Below are 16,724 nucleotides of genomic sequence, written 5' to 3' on the forward strand. Positions count from 1 at the left end.
GGTTAAACTATGTTCCTGATAATTTTAATAAAATCGCTCATTATCGGCGGCCTGGTCGGCGTTGGTGTGGGCGCCGGAGCGGCACGTATGTTTCATGCGCCCACCACGCAAGGGATGGGTGCATTTCGTACGTTGGGCGAGCTGAACTCCTGTGAAGGCGATCCGGCTTCCCACTTCTCCTTTGGCCTCGGCTTCTTCTTTAACGCCTGGGCCTCTTCCGTCGCAGCAGGCTCCTTCACCCAGGACGTCGATCACCGCATCATCCCTAACTGGGGCGCCGCGGCGCTGATGCTGAAAAACCGCAACGTCGGCGAGACGCTGCACGATCCGAAGAAGATGGCGATTGCCTGCGGCGTTATCGGCATGTTCGTGGTCTCCTTCCTTAACCTGACCGCCTCTTCCGTGCCGGAAGCGCTGCAGGTTACCGCCGTTAAGGTCCTGGTTCCCGCTGCTAACCTGCTGGTTAACACGGTGATGCCGGTTATCTTCTGGCTGGCGGCCATCGATGCCGGCAAAAAGTCGGGCTTCTGGGCCACCATTTTCGGCGGCGCCGCGCAGCTGATTATGGGTAACGCCGTTCCGGGTCTGGTGCTGGGCATCCTGATCGGTAAGGGCGTCGAAGAGAGCGGCTGGCACCGCGTCACCAAAGTGATGATGTCCGCCATTGTTGCGCTGTTCGTGCTGAGCGCCTTCTTCCGCGGCTTCGATATTAAGACCCTGGAGTCCTTCCACCTGGGCGTACCGAACTGGCTGGATCTGATTCACAACTCGCTCAGCGGCAAATAACAGGAGCCTCTAAATGGAACAGAATAAAGGTTTTTGGTATGCCGACTGGTCGTTCCCGATCTTCGTTGGCCTGCTCTCCTCCGGCGTCTTCGCCGGGACACACATGTACTACCTCTACGGCATCGGCGCGTTTAACGAAGTGGCCTTCGTGGCCATGCTGAAAGCGGGCATTGATACCGGCGCCTACGGGGCGGTCGCGGCGTTTGGCGCCAGCTTCCTGTTTGCGCGCATCATTGAAGGCTCGCTGGTGGGGATCCTTGATATCGGCGGCGCGATTCAGACCGGTATCGGCCTCGGCGTGCCGGCGCTGCTGCTGGGCGCGGGCTTCGTCTTCCCGGTGGCTAACTTTGCCGCCTCGCTGGCTACCGGCCTGGCGCTGGGCCTTGCCGTCGGCTACATCATCATCCTGGCGCGTAAGTTCACCATTAATCAGAGCGACTCCACCTACGGTGCCGACGTCATGATGGGGGCGGGTAACGCCTCCGGCCGCTTCCTTGGGCCGCTGATTATCCTCAGCGCGATGACCGCATCGATTCCTATCGGTATCGGTTCACTAGTGGGCGCCCTGCTGTTTTACATCTGGCAGAAGCCGATCACCGGCGGCGCCATCCTTGGCGCGATGATCCTCGGTTCCCTTTTCCCGATTGCTATTGGTTAAGTCCTGCGGGCGCGCGAGCGCCCGCTTTAACAGGAGAGACCCATGTTTGATTTACTCCTGCGCCGTGCGCGCCTCGTCGACGATACCCTGACCGATATCGCCATTCAGGACGGGAAGATTGCGGCGCTGGGCGAGATTAGCGCGCCTGCGCGCAAAACCGTTGAGCTGGACGGCCGCTGCTACGCCAGCGCCGGCTGGATTGATTCCCACGTTCACTGCTATCCGAACTCACCGATCTATTACGACCAGCCGGACAGCGTGGGCATTGCCACCGGCGTGACCACGGTGATTGATGCCGGCAGCACCGGCGCGGACGATATCGACGACTTTTATCAGCTGACCCGCAGCGCGGCCACCGAGGTCTTTGCGCTGCTCAACATCTCCCGCGTCGGGCTAATCGCCCAGAACGAGCTGGCCAATATGGCCAACGTCGATGCCGATGCGGTAAGCCAGGCGGTGAAGCGCCACCCAGACTTTATCGTCGGCCTGAAGGCGCGCATGAGCAGCAGCGTGGTTGGCGACAACGGCATTACTCCCCTCGAGCGGGCGAAGGCGATGCAGCGCGAAAACGGCGACCTGCCGCTGATGGTGCACATCGGCAATAACCCGCCGAACCTCGATGAAATTGCCGACCTGCTGAGCGCGGGGGACATCATCACCCACTGCTATAACGGCAAGCCGAACCGCATTCTGACCGCCTCCGGCGAGCTGCGCGCCTCCGTGACCCGCGCCCTGAAGCGCGGCGTGCGCCTTGACGTCGGCCACGGCACCGCCAGTTTCAGCTTTGAGGTGGCGCGCCGGGCGATAGCGCTGGGCATTCTGCCGCAGACCATCAGCTCCGATATTTACTGCCGCAACCGTATTGACGGCCCGGTGCGTTCGCTGGCGCTGGTGATGTCGAAGTTTCTCGCCATCGGCATGTCGCTACCGCAGGTGGTGGAGTGCGTTACCGCCGGCGCCGCCGACGGGCTGCGCCTGACGCAAAAAGGGCGCCTGGCCGTGGGCTACGACGCTGATTTAACCCTGTTTGCTCTGCAGCACGCGCCGACGGTACTGGTCGACGCCGAAAAAGAGAGCCTGCAGGCTGACACTATTCTGGTGCCGCTTGCCGCGATTCGCGCAGGCAAGGGCTATCTGACCGAACAAGGGAGCGCGGAAAATGCCTTCGATTTTTGAAAAGTACAATTTAAAACAAGTGATTAATACATCAGGCCGCATGACGGCGCTGGGCGTATCCACGCCGCGCCCTGAAGTGGTCGAAGCCGTGATGAGCGGCATGAACCACTACTTCGAAATGAAAGACCTGGTCAATAAAACCGGCGAGTACATCGCCAACCTGCTGGACGTCGAAGGGGCCACCGTTGTCTCCTGCGCCTCCGCGGGGATCGCCCAGTCGGTAGCGGCGGTACTGGTGAAAGAGAGCAGCTGGCTGCTGGAGAACCTTCACGTCACGCCGATCGAAAACAACGAAATCGTCCTGCCGAAAGGCCATAACGTCAACTTCGGCGCGCCGGTGGGATCGATGGTGGCGCTGGGCGGCGGCAGGCTGGTGGAAGCCGGCTACGCCAACGAGTGCTCCGCCGATCAGCTGGCGGCGGCGATCACCCCGCGTACCGCGGCGATCCTCTACATCAAATCGCACCACTGCGTGCAGAAAAGCATGCTCAGCGTTGAGCAGGCGGTGGTGGTGGCGCGTAAGCACAACCTGCCGCTGATCGTCGACGCGGCGGCGGAAGAAGATCTGCAGTGCTACTACAGCGCCGGCGCCGACCTGGTAATTTACAGCGGCGCCAAAGCGATTGAGGGCCCAACCAGCGGCCTGGTGATCGGTAAAACGCAGTACGTGGAGTGGGTCAAACGCCAGTCAGGCGGCATTGGCCGGGCGATGAAGGTCGGTAAAGAGGGCATTCTTGGCCTGACCTGCGCGATTGAACACTACCTGACGGCGCGCAAGGAGAGCGGCGATGAGATGGTGGCGAAGATGACGCCGTTCATTAACCAGCTCAACGCCCTCACCGGGGTGAGCGCGCGGGTGGTCTGGGACAGCGCCGGTCGCGATATCGCGCGGGCGGAAATTAAGTTTGCTGAAGCCGTGACCGGCATCGCCACCGGCGAGCTGGTTGAGGCGCTGAAGCAGGGCGAATACGCCATCTACTTCCGTGGCTATAAGGCCAACGAAGGCATTATTGAGGCCGACGTGCGCAGCGTTACCGCACAGCAGCTGGAGATCGTCTCCCGCCGCATCGGCGAAGTTCTGAACAAGGAGAAGAAAGCATGAAACTGACCCCGAATTTTTACCGCGATCGCGTGTGCCTGAACGTCCTGGCGGGCAGCAAAGACAACGCCCGCGACATCTACGAAGCGGCGGAAGGTCATGTTCTGGTCGGCGTGCTCTCTAAAAATTACCCGGACGTGGCGAGCGCGGTGGCCGATATGCGTGAATACGCCCGGCTTATCGATAACGCGCTGTCGGTGGGCCTCGGCGCGGGAGATCCAAACCAGTCTGCGATGGTCAGCGAGATCTCCCGCCAGGTGCAGCCGCAGCACGTCAACCAGGTCTTTACCGGCGTCGGCACCAGCCGCGCGCTGCTGGGGCAGAGCGAAACCGTCGTCAACGGCCTGGTGTCACCGACCGGCACGCCGGGGATGGTGAAGATCTCCACCGGCCCGCTGAGCAGCGGCGCCGCGGACGGAATTGTGCCGCTGGAAACCGCCATTGCGTTACTAAAAGATATGGGCGGCAGCTCAATCAAATACTTCCCGATGGGCGGCCTGAAGCACCGCGATGAGTACCTCGCCGTCGCCGAGGCCTGCGCCCGCCACGATTTCTGGCTGGAGCCGACCGGCGGGATCGATCTGCAAAACTACGGCGAGATCCTGCAGATCGCACTGGACGCCGGCGTCAGCAAAATCATCCCTCACATCTACAGCTCTATTATTGATAAAGAGAGCGGCAACACCCGTCCGGCGGACGTGCGTCAGCTGCTGGAGATGACCAGGGCGCTGGTTAAATAGTCATTGCCCTGCCGTCCCCCGAACCTCGCCGCAAGGGCCGGGCGGGGGACAACCACCTTACCCTACCGAACCATCAAGGAGTCACCATGCCTGCCGCTCGTCACCTGCTTGTTGCTTCACTTTCCCTGCTCGCCGCCAGCACCTGCGCCCAGGCGCAGTACGCCTGGGTCGGCACCTACAACCCCAACGGTGAAGGCCTGTATCGCTTTACCGTCGAGGCGAAAACCGGCGCGTTGAGCAACAGAACGCTGGTCAGCTCCCTGCCCAACGTCGCGCAGCTCACCGTTTCGCGCGATGGCAAAACCCTGTACGCCGCCAGCGAAGTGGAAAAGGGCGTGGTGCAGGCGTGGCGCGTGGGGGCCAACGGCGAGCTGAGCGAGCTGAATCAGGTCTCTTCCGGCGGGGCCGGGCCGGTTTATCTCTCCCTGACGCCGGACGGTCGCCATCTGCTGGTGGCAAACTACGTTAGCGGCACGACCGCCGTGCTGCCGGTGCAGGAAGACGGTCGCCTGGGCGAGGCGGTGGACGTGCATCAGGATCAGGGACCGGCCGGCGCGGCGCGCCCGGCGGCGGCGGTTGAGGGCAGCTTCGCCATTAGCGACCATAACGGCCCCCACGCCCATATGATCTCGGCCGATCCCAGCGGAAAATACGTTTACTCCACCGATCTGGGGCTGGATCGGATCTATCAGTACCGAATGGACGGTGCCAGCGGCAAGCTGACGCCCAACGATCCGCCGTTTATCGCCGCGTCTTCACCGGGCGCCGGGCCGCGTCACTTTGTCTTCACGCCGAAGGGCGACGGACTGTGGCTGATTAACGAAGAGTCCTCTACGCTAACCTTCTATCACCTTGATAAGACCAGCGGCCTGCTGCGCGAGGGCAAAACGATCTCCGCGCTGCCGAAGGGCTATAAAGGCACCAGCTTTGCCGCCGGCCTGGCGCTGAGCGCCGACGGCAGACAGCTGTACGTGGCGAACCGCCTGCATAACAGCATCGCCCACTTTAGCGTGATGGCGGACGGTAGCCTGAGCCATCAGGAAGATATCTGGACGCGCGGGGACTACCCACGAACGCTCACGCTGGATAATCAGGGGCAGTGGCTGTACGTCATGAACCAGCGTAGCGATAATATCACCCGTTTCAGCGTGGCGCCCGAAAGCGGCAGGCTGACCTTTGCCCCGGACTATACTCCGGTAGGCAGTCCGTCACAGATGGTGATATCCGCTCAACCTTGAGCCGTAAAGATGAAGGAACTGACATGCGATTCCCCAACCAACGTTTAGCGCAGCTGTTTAGCCTGCTGCAAAACGAAACGCTGCCGCAGGATGAACTGGCGCAGCGGCTGTCAGTTTCTACCCGTACCGTACGCGCCGATATCACGGCGCTTAACGCGCTGCTGCTGCCCTACGGGGCGCAGTTTATGCTTATCCGCGGCAGCGGCTATCGGCTCAACGTTGACGACCCGACGCTATACCAGACGCTGGCGGAGACCACCCCGAAGGCGCAGCATATTCCGCGTACCGCGCAGGATCGCATCAACTTTTTGCTGATACGCTTTTTGACCTCGGCCTTCTCGCTCAAGCTCGAAGACCTTGCCGACGAGTGGTTCGTCAGCCGCGCCACGCTGCAGAGCGATATGGTGGACGTGCGCGAACGCTTCCAGCGCTACCAGCTGACCCTCGAGACGCGGCCGCGCCACGGTATGAAGCTATTCGGCAGCGAAGTGTCGATTCGCGCCTGCCTGACCGATCTCCTGTGGGAGCATGCGCAGCAGGGCGGACTGCCGCTGCCGGTGGATAAAGGCGGTCTGAGCGCCGAGGGTTCCGCCCGGCTGGCGCGCGAGCTGCAGGAGATCCTCACCCGCCACCACGTCCGTCTGACGGATGAGGGCGAGCGCTTTATCCGCCTCTACAGCGCGGTGGTGGTGCGTCGTGCCAGCGAGGGCTATCCGCTGGCGGAGTTTAGCGCTGAAGACGTGGCGCAGAACGTGCGCGATGCCGCCCGGGAGCTGGTCGGGATGCTGCAGCAGCTGGCGGGGAAGGCGCTCTCGGCGGCGGAAGAGGAGTGGCTGTGCGTGCACCTTGCCGCCCGCCAGGTGCAGGACGTCGATCCGGGCACCATCAGCGCCGACGACGACGAGGCGCTGGTGAACTACATCCTGCGCTATATCAATACCCAGTATAACTACAACCTGCTTGATGACGCCCAGCTGCACGCCGATCTGCTGACCCATATTAAGACCATGATCACCCGGGTGCGCTACCAGATAATGATCCCCAATCCGCTGCTGGATAACATCAAGCAGCACTACCCGATGGCGTGGGATATGACCCTGGCGGCCGTCTCCAGCTGGGGGAAATACACCCCCTATGCGATCAGCGAAAACGAGATCGGCTTCCTGGTGCTGCATATCGGCGTCGGCCTCGAGCGCCATTACAATATCGGCTACCAGCGCCAGCCGCGCGTGCTGCTGGTGTGCGATACCAGCAACGCGATGGTGCGGATGATCGAGGCAACCCTGCAGCGCAAATATCCGCAGCTGGAAATTGCCGCCACCCTCTCGCAGCGCGAGTACGAGCTGCTTGAAGCCGTTGCCGAGGATTTCGTGATTTCCACGGTGCGCATCGGTGAAAAGGATAAGCCGGTGGTCACCATCGCCCCGTTCCCGACTGATTATCAGCTGGATCAGATCGGTAAGCTGGTGCTGGTGGACAGAACCCGCCCGTGGATGCTGGATAAGTATTTCGACGAGGCCCATTTCCGGGTCATCGACACCCCCATCGATCGCCAGACGCTGTTTGCCGAACTGTGCCAGCAGCTGCAGGAGGAGGGGTTTGTTGACGCCGGTTTTTATGACTCGGTTGTCGAGCGTGAGGCCATCGTCAGCACCATGCTCGGCGACGGGATTGCGCTACCCCACGCCCTCGGCCTGCTGGCGAAAAAAACGGTGGTCTACACCGTGATTGCCCCGAACGGCATGGTCTGGGGCGACGAAACCGCCCACATCATCTTCCTGCTGGCCATCAGCAAGAGCGAGTATGAAGAGGCGATGGCGATCTACGATATTTTCGTGACTTTCCTGCGCGAACGCGCGATGGCCCGTCTTGCCGCCACCGGCAGCTTTGACGAATTTAAAGCCGTGGCAATGGAGTGCGTCAGCCGCTTTTAAGCGCGGCTAGCGCAGGTGGTGCACCACCTGGTTGCTGCTGCCGCGCCAGATAAGCATCGGGTCTTTTAGATCCTGGACGAACTTACCGTCGACCAGCACGTTAATCAGGTCGACCACCGCCATCTGCGCGTCGTTGAGCTCCTCAAGCCTGTAGCCCGTCCACATCCAGATATCCTTCCCGGGACACTCGGCGCGAATGCGCTGCACCAGCGCGAGGATCGCCGATACGTTCTGCGGATGCAGGGGATCGCCGCCGGAGAGGGTGATTCCCTGACGCTGAATGCGCGTGTCGTTGAGGTCGGCGATGATGCGGTCGGCCATTTCGGTGGTGAACGGCAGGCCGGAGTTGAGCCGCCACGTGCTCTTGTTGTAGCAGCCGGGGCATTCGTGGACGCAGCCTGAGACGAACAGGGTGCAGCGGGTGCCGGGGCCGTTGACGATATCTACCGGATAGTACTGATGGTAATTCATCGTTTCCTCTTCTCATTTGACGCTGTAGCGGCGTTGGCTGCGCTCGTGCGCCCAGGTCACTTACTACAGTAAGCTCCCCGGGACTTGCTCGCTTGCCGCCTTGCTACAACGCCAACTGATTTGAGGAAACCCATATAGTGGCGGTAGCCCTGGATAAAAAGCGCTTTGCGGCGCGATCCGGGAGCGGCTCCTGAATGGTCAAACGGCTACTGATTGATCCCCTCTCCTCGTTGGGGAGAGGGGGAGGGGCTAAACCGCTCGGAATTAACCGATCTGCCCGTTGCCAAGGTGCTTAATGCGGCGTTTCACTTCTTCCTGCTTGCCGGCGTTGAACGGACGGGCGTCCGGGCTGCCGAGATAGCCGCATACGCGGCGGGTGACCGAGACGCGGGCCGCGTCGTGGTTACCGCATTTCGGGCAGGTAAACCCTTTGCTGGTGCACTCGAACTCGCCGGTAAAGCCGCACTCGTAGCACTCGTCGATGGGCGTGTTGGTCCCGTAGTACGGCACGTGCTGGTAGCTGTAGTCCCAGACGTCTTCCAGCGCCTTCAGGTTGTGCTGAATATTCGGGTATTCGCCGTAGCAAATGAAGCCTCCGTTAGCCAGCGGCGGGTAAGGCGCTTCGAAGTCGATCTTATCGTAAGGGTTGACCTTCTTCTCGACGTCGAGGTGGAAGCTGTTGGTGTAGTAGCCCTTATCGGTCACGCCGCTGATGACGCCAAACTCGGCGGTATCGAGGCGACAGAAGCGATCGCACAGGTTTTCACTCGGCGTGCTGTAGAGGCTGAAGCCGTAGCCGGTCTCCTCCTTCCACTGCTCCACGGCGTCGCGCATGCGCTTGACGATGGCGATGCCTTTCTCGCGCAGCGCGTCGCTATCGTACATATGCTGGTTGCCGGAGAGCGCGTTGATGGTTTCGTGAATGCCGATATAGCCCAGCGAAATCGACGCGCGGCCGTTTTTAAAGATATCCGCCACGTCGTCGTCCGCCTTCAGGCGTACGCCGCAGGCGCCTTCCATATAGAGGATTGGTGCGACGCGGGCCTTCACCCCTTCGAGGCGCGCAATGCGCGTCATCAGGGCCTTACGCGCCAGCTCCAGGCGGCTGTCGAGCAGTTTCCAGAAGGCGGCTTCGTCGCCCTTCGCTTCCAGCGCGATCCGCGGCAGGTTGAGGCTGATGACGCCGAGGTTGTTGCGGCCGTCGTGAACCTGCTCGCCGTCCTCGTTTTCCCACACCCCGAGGAAGCTGCGGCAGCCCATCGGCGTTTTAAACGAGCCGGTGACCTTCACCACCTGATCGTAGTTGAGGATATCCGGATACATGCGCTTGCTCGCGCACTCCAGCGCCAGCTGCTTGATGTCGTAGTTGGCGTCGCCGAAGCGGTGGTTCAGGCCGTCGCGAATGGCGAAGACCAGCTTCGGGAACACCGCGGTTTTGCGGTTTTTACCCAGACCGGCAATGCGGTTGCGCAGAATCGATTGCTGAATCAGACGCGATTCCCAGCTGGTGCCGAGGCCAAAGCCAAAGGTGACGAACGGCGTCTGGCCGTTGGCGGTGTGCAGGGTATTTACTTCGTATTCCAGCGACTGGAAGGCGTCGTAGCACTCTTTCTCGGTGCGAGAGCGGGCGTACTCTTCGGCGTTCGGGATCTGCCACTCTTCGGCGATTTTACGATGCTTCTTGCAGCTCTCGGCCACGAACGGCGCCAGCACTTCGTCAATCCGGTTGATGGTGGTCCCGCCGTAAATATGGCTGGCGACCTGGGCGATAATCTGCGCCGTAACCGCCGTGGCGGTAGAGATAGATTTCGGCGGCTCGATCTCGGCGTTGCCCATTTTAAAGCCGTGGGTCAGCATGCCCTTGAGGTCAATCAGCATGCAGTTAAACATCGGGAAGAACGGCGAGTAGTCGAGATCGTGATAGTGGATCTCGCCGCGTTCGTGCGCCTGCACCACGTCGCGCGGCAGCAGGTGCTGGCGAGCGTAGTGTTTGGCGACAATCCCGGCCAGCAGGTCGCGCTGGGTAGGGATCACCTTACTGTCTTTGTTGGCGTTTTCGTTAAGCAGGGACGAGTTGGTTTGCTCTACCAGGCCGCGAATCTCCTGGTTCAGGCGGCCGCGTTTTTCACGCTCGATATCGCGATCGTGGCGATATTCAATATAGGCGCGAGCCAGCTGCTTCCACGGACCGGACATCAGCTGGTTCTCAACGGCGGTCTGGATTTCGTTAATATCGACCTGAGCCCGGTTTTGCATTTGCTGGCTAACGACTTCTGCGACGGTGGCGCAATAGTCTGCGTCATCGACTCCCGCTGCTTTAGCTGCACGCAGAATTGCTTCTTTAATGCGCTCTGACTTAAACGGCATTTTGCAGCCATCTCTTTTCATCACATGCGGTGTCATGATCACTCCATACTTTATAGAACAGGTTATCCACAGAGGCGGAAGGTATACCGAGGTCGCGAGGGGCTATAGCTGCCGCCGTTTTCCTGCGGTTCCGGCCCGTTTTATCCACATCCCACCACCGCCTGAGTACGATGGGCTGTGTCGACATAATAGACGATTAATACAATATGTAGGGCCGGGACGCATTTTAAGTTCTATATGTAGTGATTTGCATCAAAGATGTTTGCGATTTTATTGATGCAGGACAAAGTAAAAAGGTGAGAGTACGGATGGTGGGCGCTTGCGCTAAATGTAAATTTATCTGCTTAAAAAACAAGCATAAAAATGTCGTGACGCCGCCCGGGCAGGCGGCAGGGGGCGCGGCTCAGGCAATGAGCGTATCGTTCAGCAGATCGACCAGCAGCAGCAGGGCGTAGCGGGCCAGCTGCGGGCTATCGGGGAGCGGAATAATCCCGGCGGCCATGTTGGCCAGGGCGTGGTTTTCCGGCGCCAGGGCGATGATGGTTACCCCCTGAGTTCGCGCCTGCAGGGTCGCGCTTTGCAAAATATTGTCCGCGCCGGCGGTGACCAGCACCAGCAGCAGGTGATCGTCGCTCAGCGTCGAGGCCGTCATGCGCATCAGGGCGCTGTCCTGGCACAGGTTGATGGCGATGCCGGAGGGCAGCAGCTGGTGCTGCAGCAGCGTGGCGAGGGCAACATCCTGGGCACCGAGCGCAAAGCAGTGCACGGCGCGCGCGGTCAGCAGGCGGGATTTGAGCTTCTCGACCGCCGCCTCCGAGGTCTGCGCCAGCTGCCGGGTCAGCGTATCGCCAAGATAGCTCAGCCTGTCGCGCCAGGCGGCGGGCAGGGCGTGGCTGTTCGGGCTCACCCAGCTGGTCCGACGCTCGCTGGCCTGCGCCAGCTGTTTGCGCAGATCTCGAATATCCTCGCAGCCAACGGAGCGGGCGAAGCGGGTGATGGTGGCCGGGCTGACCCCGGCGCTGGCGGCCAGTTCATCGATGGACGCGCTGGCGGTAAAGCTCAAATTTTCCAGAATAAACGCCGCAACCCGCGACTCCTGGGTGCTAAAACGCACCAGCCCTTGCTGCAACTGACCTACGATATCCATCCTGACCGTCCCTTTCCCCAGAACATCACGTTGAAAATATTTTTCACTTACCGTCTGTGCCTATTTATAGCACCAGCCCAAGGTATTTCCTATGGTTTCGCCGGTAATCGGGCAAACGGTGCGAGCAATAATGATCAAAAATTACGTTTCGATCACATCGGTGAAAATTATTTTCAGATAGCCTTCACTTTCACACAATCTTAACAATATATTCGCTGAGGCCCTAACGGGCGAAGTCATAAATCCATCTGGGGGAGAGGTCATGCAACGAATCGTTCTGTGCTGTGCAGCAGGTATGTCAACCAGCATGCTGGTCACGAAGATGAAAGCCGAGGCGCAGCAGCGCGCGCTGTCGCTGGATATCTACGCGGTGGCGGTCGCGGAATTTGAGCGCGAACTGGCCAATGCCGACGTGATCCTGCTGGGGCCGCAGGTGAAGTATGAGGCCGGACGCCTGAGCGCGCTGGCCGCCCCGCACGGAAAAGCGGTCGCGGTGATCGATATGGCCGACTACGGCATGATGCGCGGCGCGGCGGTGCTTGATAAGGCGCTCGCGCTGCTTAATTCCTGATTTTTCTCTTATATCCCTGAACCATCACGCGCGCTCACGTCGACCGCGCGCGGCTCTCTGCATGCCGAAAGAGGTCTCTATGCAAGCACTAAAAATTGCCGTCATTGGCGGCGGCAGTAGCTATACGCCGGAGCTTATTGAAGGAATTATCGTTCGTTATGAACAGCTTCCGGTTACGGAGCTGGCGCTGGTTGACGTTGAATCAGGCAGGGAGAAGGTGGAAATTATCGCCGCGCTGACGCGCCGAATGCTGACCCGCAAAGGGCTGGAGCACGTCATCGTCAGCGTCCACTTTACGCTGGACGAGGCGATCCGCGGGGCCAGCTTCGTCCTGACCCAGCTGCGCGTCGGCCAGCTGGCGGCGCGGGCCGGCGACGAGCGCCTCGGGCTGAAGTACAACCTGCTGGGCCAGGAAACCACCGGCGTGGGCGGATTCGCCAAAGCGCTGCGCACCATCCCGGCGATCCTTGAGGTAGCGCGCAAGGTCGAGCAGCTGGCGCCGCAGGCGTTTATCCTCAACTTCACCAACCCGGCCGGGATTGTCACCGAGGCGGTGAGCCGCTACAGCAAGGCGAAGATTATCGGCCTGTGCAACGTGCCGATTAATATGCAGCACATGATCGTCGGCATGCTGGGCGCGAAGGCGGAAGAGGTTAACCTGCGCTTTGCCGGGCTCAACCATATGGTGTGGGTGCATAAAGTGATGCAGGGGCGCGAAGACGTGACCCGCAAGGTTATCGATATGCTGTGCGATGGTCAGGCGCTGTCGATGAACAATATCAAAGAGCTGCCGTGGCCGGCGCCGTTCCTGCGCGCGCTGAACGCTATTCCCTGCCCCTATCATCGCTACTTCTGGCTGACGCCGGCGATGCTGGCGGAGGAGATCGCGGCGGCAAAAACCAAGGGTACCCGCGCCGAGCAGGTGATGAAGGTCGAGCAGGAGCTGTTCGCGCTGTACGCCAATCCGGCCCTTGATGAGAAGCCGGAGCAGCTCAGCTTCCGCGGCGGCGCTTACTACTCGGAAGTGGCCGTGGAGCTCATCAACGCGATTCATAACAATCTCGGCAAGGAGATGGTGGTGAACACCCGCAACAACGGGGCGATTCACGGCCTGGACGATGACGCGGTGGTGGAAACCAACAGCATTATTGATGCCCAGGGCGCCCGCCCGCTGACCTTTGGCGCGCTGCCGCCGGCGATGAACGGCCTGACGCAGCAGGTGAAGGCCTTTGAGCGGCTGACCATTGAAGCCGCGGTACACGGCTGTCGCGATAGCGCGCTGCTGGCGCTGGTGACCAACCCGCTGGTGGGCAACGTCACCGACGCGCAGGCGCTGCTGGACGAAGTCTTAACCATCAACCGTCAATGGCTGACGCAATTTAACTGACCGTTATTTCCTTTGGGGATCGTCTTATGTCGAACACAACGTGGATTGAACGTTACGTCATGCCTGCGGCGCTGAAAATCGCCGGGCAAAAGCACGTCCTGTCGGTGCGCGACGGCATTATCCTGAATATGCCGTTTATGCTGATTGGTTCATTTTTCCTGATTTTCGCCTACCTGCCCATTCCCGGCTATGCCGATATGATGAGCGGCCTGTTCGGCGACGTCTGGCGCGATAAAATTCTTTACCCGGTCAAAGCGACCTACGACATTATGGCGCTGATATCGAGCTTCGGGATTGCCTACCGGCTGGCGGAGAAGTACCGCACGCTCGATCCGCTGACCGCCGGGGCGATGTCGCTGGTCGCCTTCGTGATGACGATCCCGCAAAGCACCCTGTTTACGCCGGTGCACGGCGCGGCGGAAGTGGTCAAAGGGGTGATCCCGGTCGGGCTGGTGGGCAGCCAGGGGCTGTTTGTTGCCATCGTGATTTCGCTGCTCTCCACCGAGATTTACCGCTTTGTCGCCGGCCGCAACCTGGTTATCCGCATGCCGGACGGCGTGCCGCCGGCGGTGGCGAAATCGTTCCTCGCGCTGATCCCCGGATTCTGCGTGCTGGCGGTGGTGCTGGCGCTGCGCCTGATCGTCGAAGCCTCGCCGTTCGGCGACATTAACAGCATGATCGCCACCATTATCGGCATCCCGATGCACCACGTCGGCGGCACGCTGCCGGGGATGATCTTCTCGGTTATCCTGATCGGCATTCTGTGGACGCTGGGGCTGCACGGGGATGCCATTGTGCTGGTGTTTATTCAGCCGGTGTGGCTGTCGAATATGTCGGAAAACCTCACCGCGTTTCAGAACGGCCAGCCGATCCCGCACATCATTACGCAGCAGTTTTACGATCTGTGGATTGCCCCTGGCGGCACCGGGGCGCTGCTGGGGCTGGTGCTGTTTATGCTGTTCAGAAGCCGCAGCCAGCAGATGAAGCAGCTGGGGAAAATCGCCGCGCCCGGCGCGCTGTTTAATATCAGCGAACCGATGGTGTTCGGTATTCCGCTGGTGATGAACCCCTATTTCTTCCTGCCGTTTATCCTGACGCCGGTTCTGCTGGTGATTGTCTCGTACACCGCGATGGCGACCGGGCTGGTCGCTCCGCCGGCGGGGATTGCGCTGCCGTTTACCACGCCGATTTTTATTAGCGGCTATCTGGCAACGGGCGGGCATATTTCCGGCACCATTCTGCAGGTGGTGAACCTGACGATTTCGCTGGTGGTTTACTATCCGTTCTTCCGGGCGTGGGATCGCCTGAAGGCGAAAGAGGAGCACGCTTCGACCCGCCAGGAGGCCAGCAGCGCGCTGTCAACGGCCGACAGAGTCTGACGACAAAGGCGCGGCGCCAGCTCGGGCTACCCTAAGGTAACCCGGCTAAGCGCGGCGTCGCCTTACTCCTGCAGCCACCACACGGCTTCAAACGGACGCAGGGTCATGGCCGCCGGGCGGTTCGCCGCTTCCGCGTAGTTGCTCATCACTACCCGCCAGTCGCCCTTCATCTCATCCGGCTGCCAGGTCTGGAATTCACGGCTCAGGTTAGCCACCACCACCAGCGTTTGCCCCTGCCACTGACGGCGATAGCACCACAGAGACGGATGCGCCGGGCAAAGATCGAGATAGTCGCCCCAGGTCAGCACCGGCGTGCTTTTGCGCAGGGCGATTAGCTGCTGATAGGCATAAAACACCGAATCAGGATCGGCCAGCGCCGACTCGGCGTTGATGTGGCGATAGTTATCGCACAGCGCAATCCACGGCTCGCCTTCGCTGAAGCCGCCGTTCTCGCGGCCGCTCCACTGCATCGGCGTCCGGCTGTTGTCGCGGGATTTGCTGGCCAGAATCGCCAGCAGCTCGTCGGGCGCCTGCCCCTGGGCCGCACGTTCAATAAACATATTGTGGCTTTCGACGTCGCGATAGTCGCTGATGCGCGAGAAGTGCGGATTGGTCATGCCAATCTCTTCCCCCTGGTAGATATAGGGGGTGCCCTGCATCCCGTGCAGCACCATCGCCAGCATTTTGGCCGCCGGAACCCGGTATTCGCCCTCGTCGCCGAAGCGCGAAACGATGCGCGGCTGATCGTGGTTACACCAGAACAGCGCGTTCCACGCGCGGTTGTGCATCCCCTGCTGCCAGTGGCTGAACAGCGCCTTCAGCGCCACGTAGTCAGGACGCGCGAGGCTCCACTTTTCGCCGCCGGGATAATCCACCTTCAGGTGGTGGAAGTTAAAGGTCATCGACAGCTCCTGGCCCTCCTGTGACGCGTACTGCTGGCAGTGCTCCAGGGTGGTGGAGGACATCTCCCCGACCGTCATCAGATTGCGCGGGGTGAAGACGTCGCGGCTCATCTCCTGCAGGAATTCGTGCACGCGCGGGCCGTCGGTATAGAAGCGGCGGCCGTCGCCCTCGGCGTCGGACGGGAAGGTTTGGTCTTTCGAGATCAGGTTGATAACGTCGAGGCGCAGGCCGTCAACGCCGCGGTCGGCCCAGAATTCGCAGACCTTTTTTAGCTCCGCGCGCACGGCCGGGTTTTCCCAGTTGAGGTCCGCCTGCTCGGCGGCGAAGAGGTGCAGATAGTACTGGCCGCTTTCGGCGTGCCACTGCCAGGCGTTGCCGCCGAATTTGGAGCGCCAGTTGTTCGGCGGGACGGTAGGCTCGCCGTCGCGCCAGATATAAAACTGGCGGTACGGGCTCTCTTTATTTAACGACTCGCGGAACCAGGCGTGGGCGGTTGAGGTGTGGTTAAGCACCATATCCAGCACGATGCGGATGCCGCGCGCTTTCGCCTCGGCCACCAGCTCGTCAAAGTCATCCAGCGTGCCGTAGGTCGGATCGATGGCGGTGTAGTTCGCCACATCGTAGCCGTTATCCACCTGCGGCGAGACGTAGAACGGGGTCAGCCAGATGGCGTCCACGCCGAGCTTGTGCAGGTAGTCGAGCCGCGCGGTGACTCCGCGCAGATCGCCGGTACCGCTGCCGGTCGTATCCTGGAAACTCTTCGGATAGATTTGGTAAATAACGCCGTTTTGCCACCAGAGGGGAAGGGTATTCATAGTGCTTTCCTGCTACAACGAGGGGGCGCATTCGCGCCCCGGAAGGAAGATAA

At 60.8% G+C, this 16,724-nt stretch carries 14 protein-coding genes; 10 read left to right on the forward strand and 4 right to left on the reverse strand.

The window, feature by feature from the left end; translation table 11 throughout:
- Positions 1-9 precede the first annotated feature (9 nt).
- The 7 genes from M2416_RS14435 to M2416_RS14465 all read left to right on the forward strand — a co-directional run bounded on the left by M2416_RS14435 (position 10) and on the right by M2416_RS14465 (position 7,631).
- Complete coding sequence (locus M2416_RS14435) at positions 10-786, forward strand: DUF4311 domain-containing protein (protein ID WP_041143762.1); 777 nt, start codon at positions 10-12, stop codon at positions 784-786.
- Positions 787-799: 13 nt separating this feature from the next.
- Positions 800-1,444 (forward strand): DUF4310 family protein, encoded by a 645-nt coding sequence (locus tag M2416_RS14440; protein ID WP_032689791.1) that lies wholly within the window; start codon positions 800-802, stop codon positions 1,442-1,444.
- Positions 1,445-1,486: 42 nt separating this feature from the next.
- Positions 1,487-2,620 carry an amidohydrolase/deacetylase family metallohydrolase gene (locus M2416_RS14445; RefSeq protein WP_041143763.1) on the forward strand — a complete coding sequence of 378 codons (1,134 nt, stop codon included), beginning with the start codon at positions 1,487-1,489 and terminating at the stop codon, positions 2,618-2,620.
- Positions 2,604-3,722 (forward strand): DgaE family pyridoxal phosphate-dependent ammonia lyase, encoded by a 1,119-nt coding sequence (locus M2416_RS14450; RefSeq protein WP_041143764.1) that lies wholly within the window; start codon positions 2,604-2,606, stop codon positions 3,720-3,722. The genes M2416_RS14445 and M2416_RS14450 overlap by 17 nt, the downstream gene beginning before the upstream one ends.
- A complete protein-coding gene (dagF, locus tag M2416_RS14455) occupies positions 3,719-4,459 on the forward strand; it encodes a 2-dehydro-3-deoxy-phosphogluconate aldolase (RefSeq protein WP_259225223.1) in 741 nt (246 codons plus the stop codon). The genes M2416_RS14450 and dagF overlap by 4 nt, the downstream gene beginning before the upstream one ends.
- A gap of 86 nt (positions 4,460-4,545) precedes the next feature.
- Entirely contained in the window at positions 4,546-5,697 is a 1,152-nt protein-coding gene (locus M2416_RS14460; RefSeq protein WP_115193722.1) for a lactonase family protein, read from the forward strand.
- A 23-nt stretch (positions 5,698-5,720) separates the two neighbouring features.
- A complete protein-coding gene (locus M2416_RS14465; protein WP_259225225.1) occupies positions 5,721-7,631 on the forward strand; it encodes a BglG family transcription antiterminator in 1,911 nt (636 codons plus the stop codon).
- Positions 7,632-7,637: 6 nt separating this feature from the next.
- On the opposite strand, the gene nrdG is transcribed toward M2416_RS14465, so the two are convergent.
- The 3 genes from nrdG to M2416_RS14480 form a co-directional block, all read right to left on the reverse strand.
- The gene (nrdG, locus tag M2416_RS14470; protein WP_041143768.1) at positions 7,638-8,102 is read right to left on the reverse strand and encodes an anaerobic ribonucleoside-triphosphate reductase-activating protein; all 465 of its coding nucleotides are present in this window, start codon (positions 8,100-8,102) and stop codon (positions 7,638-7,640) included.
- Between the two features lie 264 nt (positions 8,103-8,366).
- Entirely contained in the window at positions 8,367-10,505 is a 2,139-nt protein-coding gene (gene nrdD / locus M2416_RS14475) for an anaerobic ribonucleoside-triphosphate reductase (protein ID WP_133601063.1), read from the reverse strand.
- A 367-nt stretch (positions 10,506-10,872) separates the two neighbouring features.
- The gene (locus tag M2416_RS14480; protein ID WP_041143770.1) at positions 10,873-11,616 is read right to left on the reverse strand and encodes a MurR/RpiR family transcriptional regulator; all 744 of its coding nucleotides are present in this window, start codon (positions 11,614-11,616) and stop codon (positions 10,873-10,875) included.
- A gap of 262 nt (positions 11,617-11,878) precedes the next feature.
- Here M2416_RS14480 and M2416_RS14485 point away from each other — a divergent pair, with 262 nt between their 5' ends.
- From M2416_RS14485 to celB, 3 genes are all read left to right on the forward strand, one after another.
- On the forward strand, positions 11,879-12,187 hold the full coding sequence (locus M2416_RS14485) for a PTS sugar transporter subunit IIB (protein WP_041143771.1): 309 nt from the start codon (positions 11,879-11,881) through the stop codon (positions 12,185-12,187).
- Positions 12,188-12,266: 79 nt separating this feature from the next.
- The gene (locus M2416_RS14490; protein WP_259225231.1) at positions 12,267-13,574 is read left to right on the forward strand and encodes a 6-phospho-beta-glucosidase; all 1,308 of its coding nucleotides are present in this window, start codon (positions 12,267-12,269) and stop codon (positions 13,572-13,574) included.
- 26 nt (positions 13,575-13,600) lie between these two features.
- A complete protein-coding gene (celB, locus tag M2416_RS14495; protein WP_076947006.1) occupies positions 13,601-14,953 on the forward strand; it encodes a PTS cellobiose transporter subunit IIC in 1,353 nt (450 codons plus the stop codon).
- A gap of 62 nt (positions 14,954-15,015) precedes the next feature.
- On the opposite strand, the gene treC is transcribed toward celB, so the two are convergent.
- Positions 15,016-16,671, reverse strand: a complete 1,656-nt coding sequence (gene treC / locus M2416_RS14500; RefSeq protein ID WP_259225245.1) for an alpha,alpha-phosphotrehalase — start codon at positions 16,669-16,671, stop codon at positions 15,016-15,018.
- Positions 16,672-16,724 lie beyond the last annotated feature (53 nt).

This window comes from Klebsiella sp. BIGb0132, from assembly GCF_024810075.1.
GTDB classification, from domain to species: Bacteria; Pseudomonadota; Gammaproteobacteria; order Enterobacterales; family Enterobacteriaceae; genus Klebsiella; species Klebsiella terrigena.

Bases quoted from the DNA above. Each gene is read 5' to 3' on its own strand.
- M2416_RS14435 (WP_041143762.1), top strand. From the start codon at position 10: ATGTTCCTGATAATTTTAATAAAATCGCTCATTATCGGCGGCCTGGTC.
- M2416_RS14440 (WP_032689791.1), top strand. From the start codon at position 800: ATGGAACAGAATAAAGGTTTTTGGTATGCCGACTGGTCGTTCCCGATC.
- M2416_RS14445 (WP_041143763.1), top strand. From the start codon at position 1,487: ATGTTTGATTTACTCCTGCGCCGTGCGCGCCTCGTCGACGATACCCTG.
- M2416_RS14450 (WP_041143764.1), top strand. From the start codon at position 2,604: ATGCCTTCGATTTTTGAAAAGTACAATTTAAAACAAGTGATTAATACA.
- dagF (WP_259225223.1), top strand. From the start codon at position 3,719: ATGAAACTGACCCCGAATTTTTACCGCGATCGCGTGTGCCTGAACGTC.
- M2416_RS14460 (WP_115193722.1), top strand. From the start codon at position 4,546: ATGCCTGCCGCTCGTCACCTGCTTGTTGCTTCACTTTCCCTGCTCGCC.
- M2416_RS14465 (WP_259225225.1), top strand. From the start codon at position 5,721: ATGCGATTCCCCAACCAACGTTTAGCGCAGCTGTTTAGCCTGCTGCAA.
- nrdG (WP_041143768.1), bottom strand. From the start codon at position 8,102: ATGAATTACCATCAGTACTATCCGGTAGATATCGTCAACGGCCCCGGC.
- nrdD (WP_133601063.1), bottom strand. From the start codon at position 10,505: ATGACACCGCATGTGATGAAAAGAGATGGCTGCAAAATGCCGTTTAAG.
- M2416_RS14480 (WP_041143770.1), bottom strand. From the start codon at position 11,616: ATGGATATCGTAGGTCAGTTGCAGCAAGGGCTGGTGCGTTTTAGCACC.
- M2416_RS14485 (WP_041143771.1), top strand. From the start codon at position 11,879: ATGCAACGAATCGTTCTGTGCTGTGCAGCAGGTATGTCAACCAGCATG.
- M2416_RS14490 (WP_259225231.1), top strand. From the start codon at position 12,267: ATGCAAGCACTAAAAATTGCCGTCATTGGCGGCGGCAGTAGCTATACG.
- celB (WP_076947006.1), top strand. From the start codon at position 13,601: ATGTCGAACACAACGTGGATTGAACGTTACGTCATGCCTGCGGCGCTG.
- treC (WP_259225245.1), bottom strand. From the start codon at position 16,671: ATGAATACCCTTCCCCTCTGGTGGCAAAACGGCGTTATTTACCAAATC.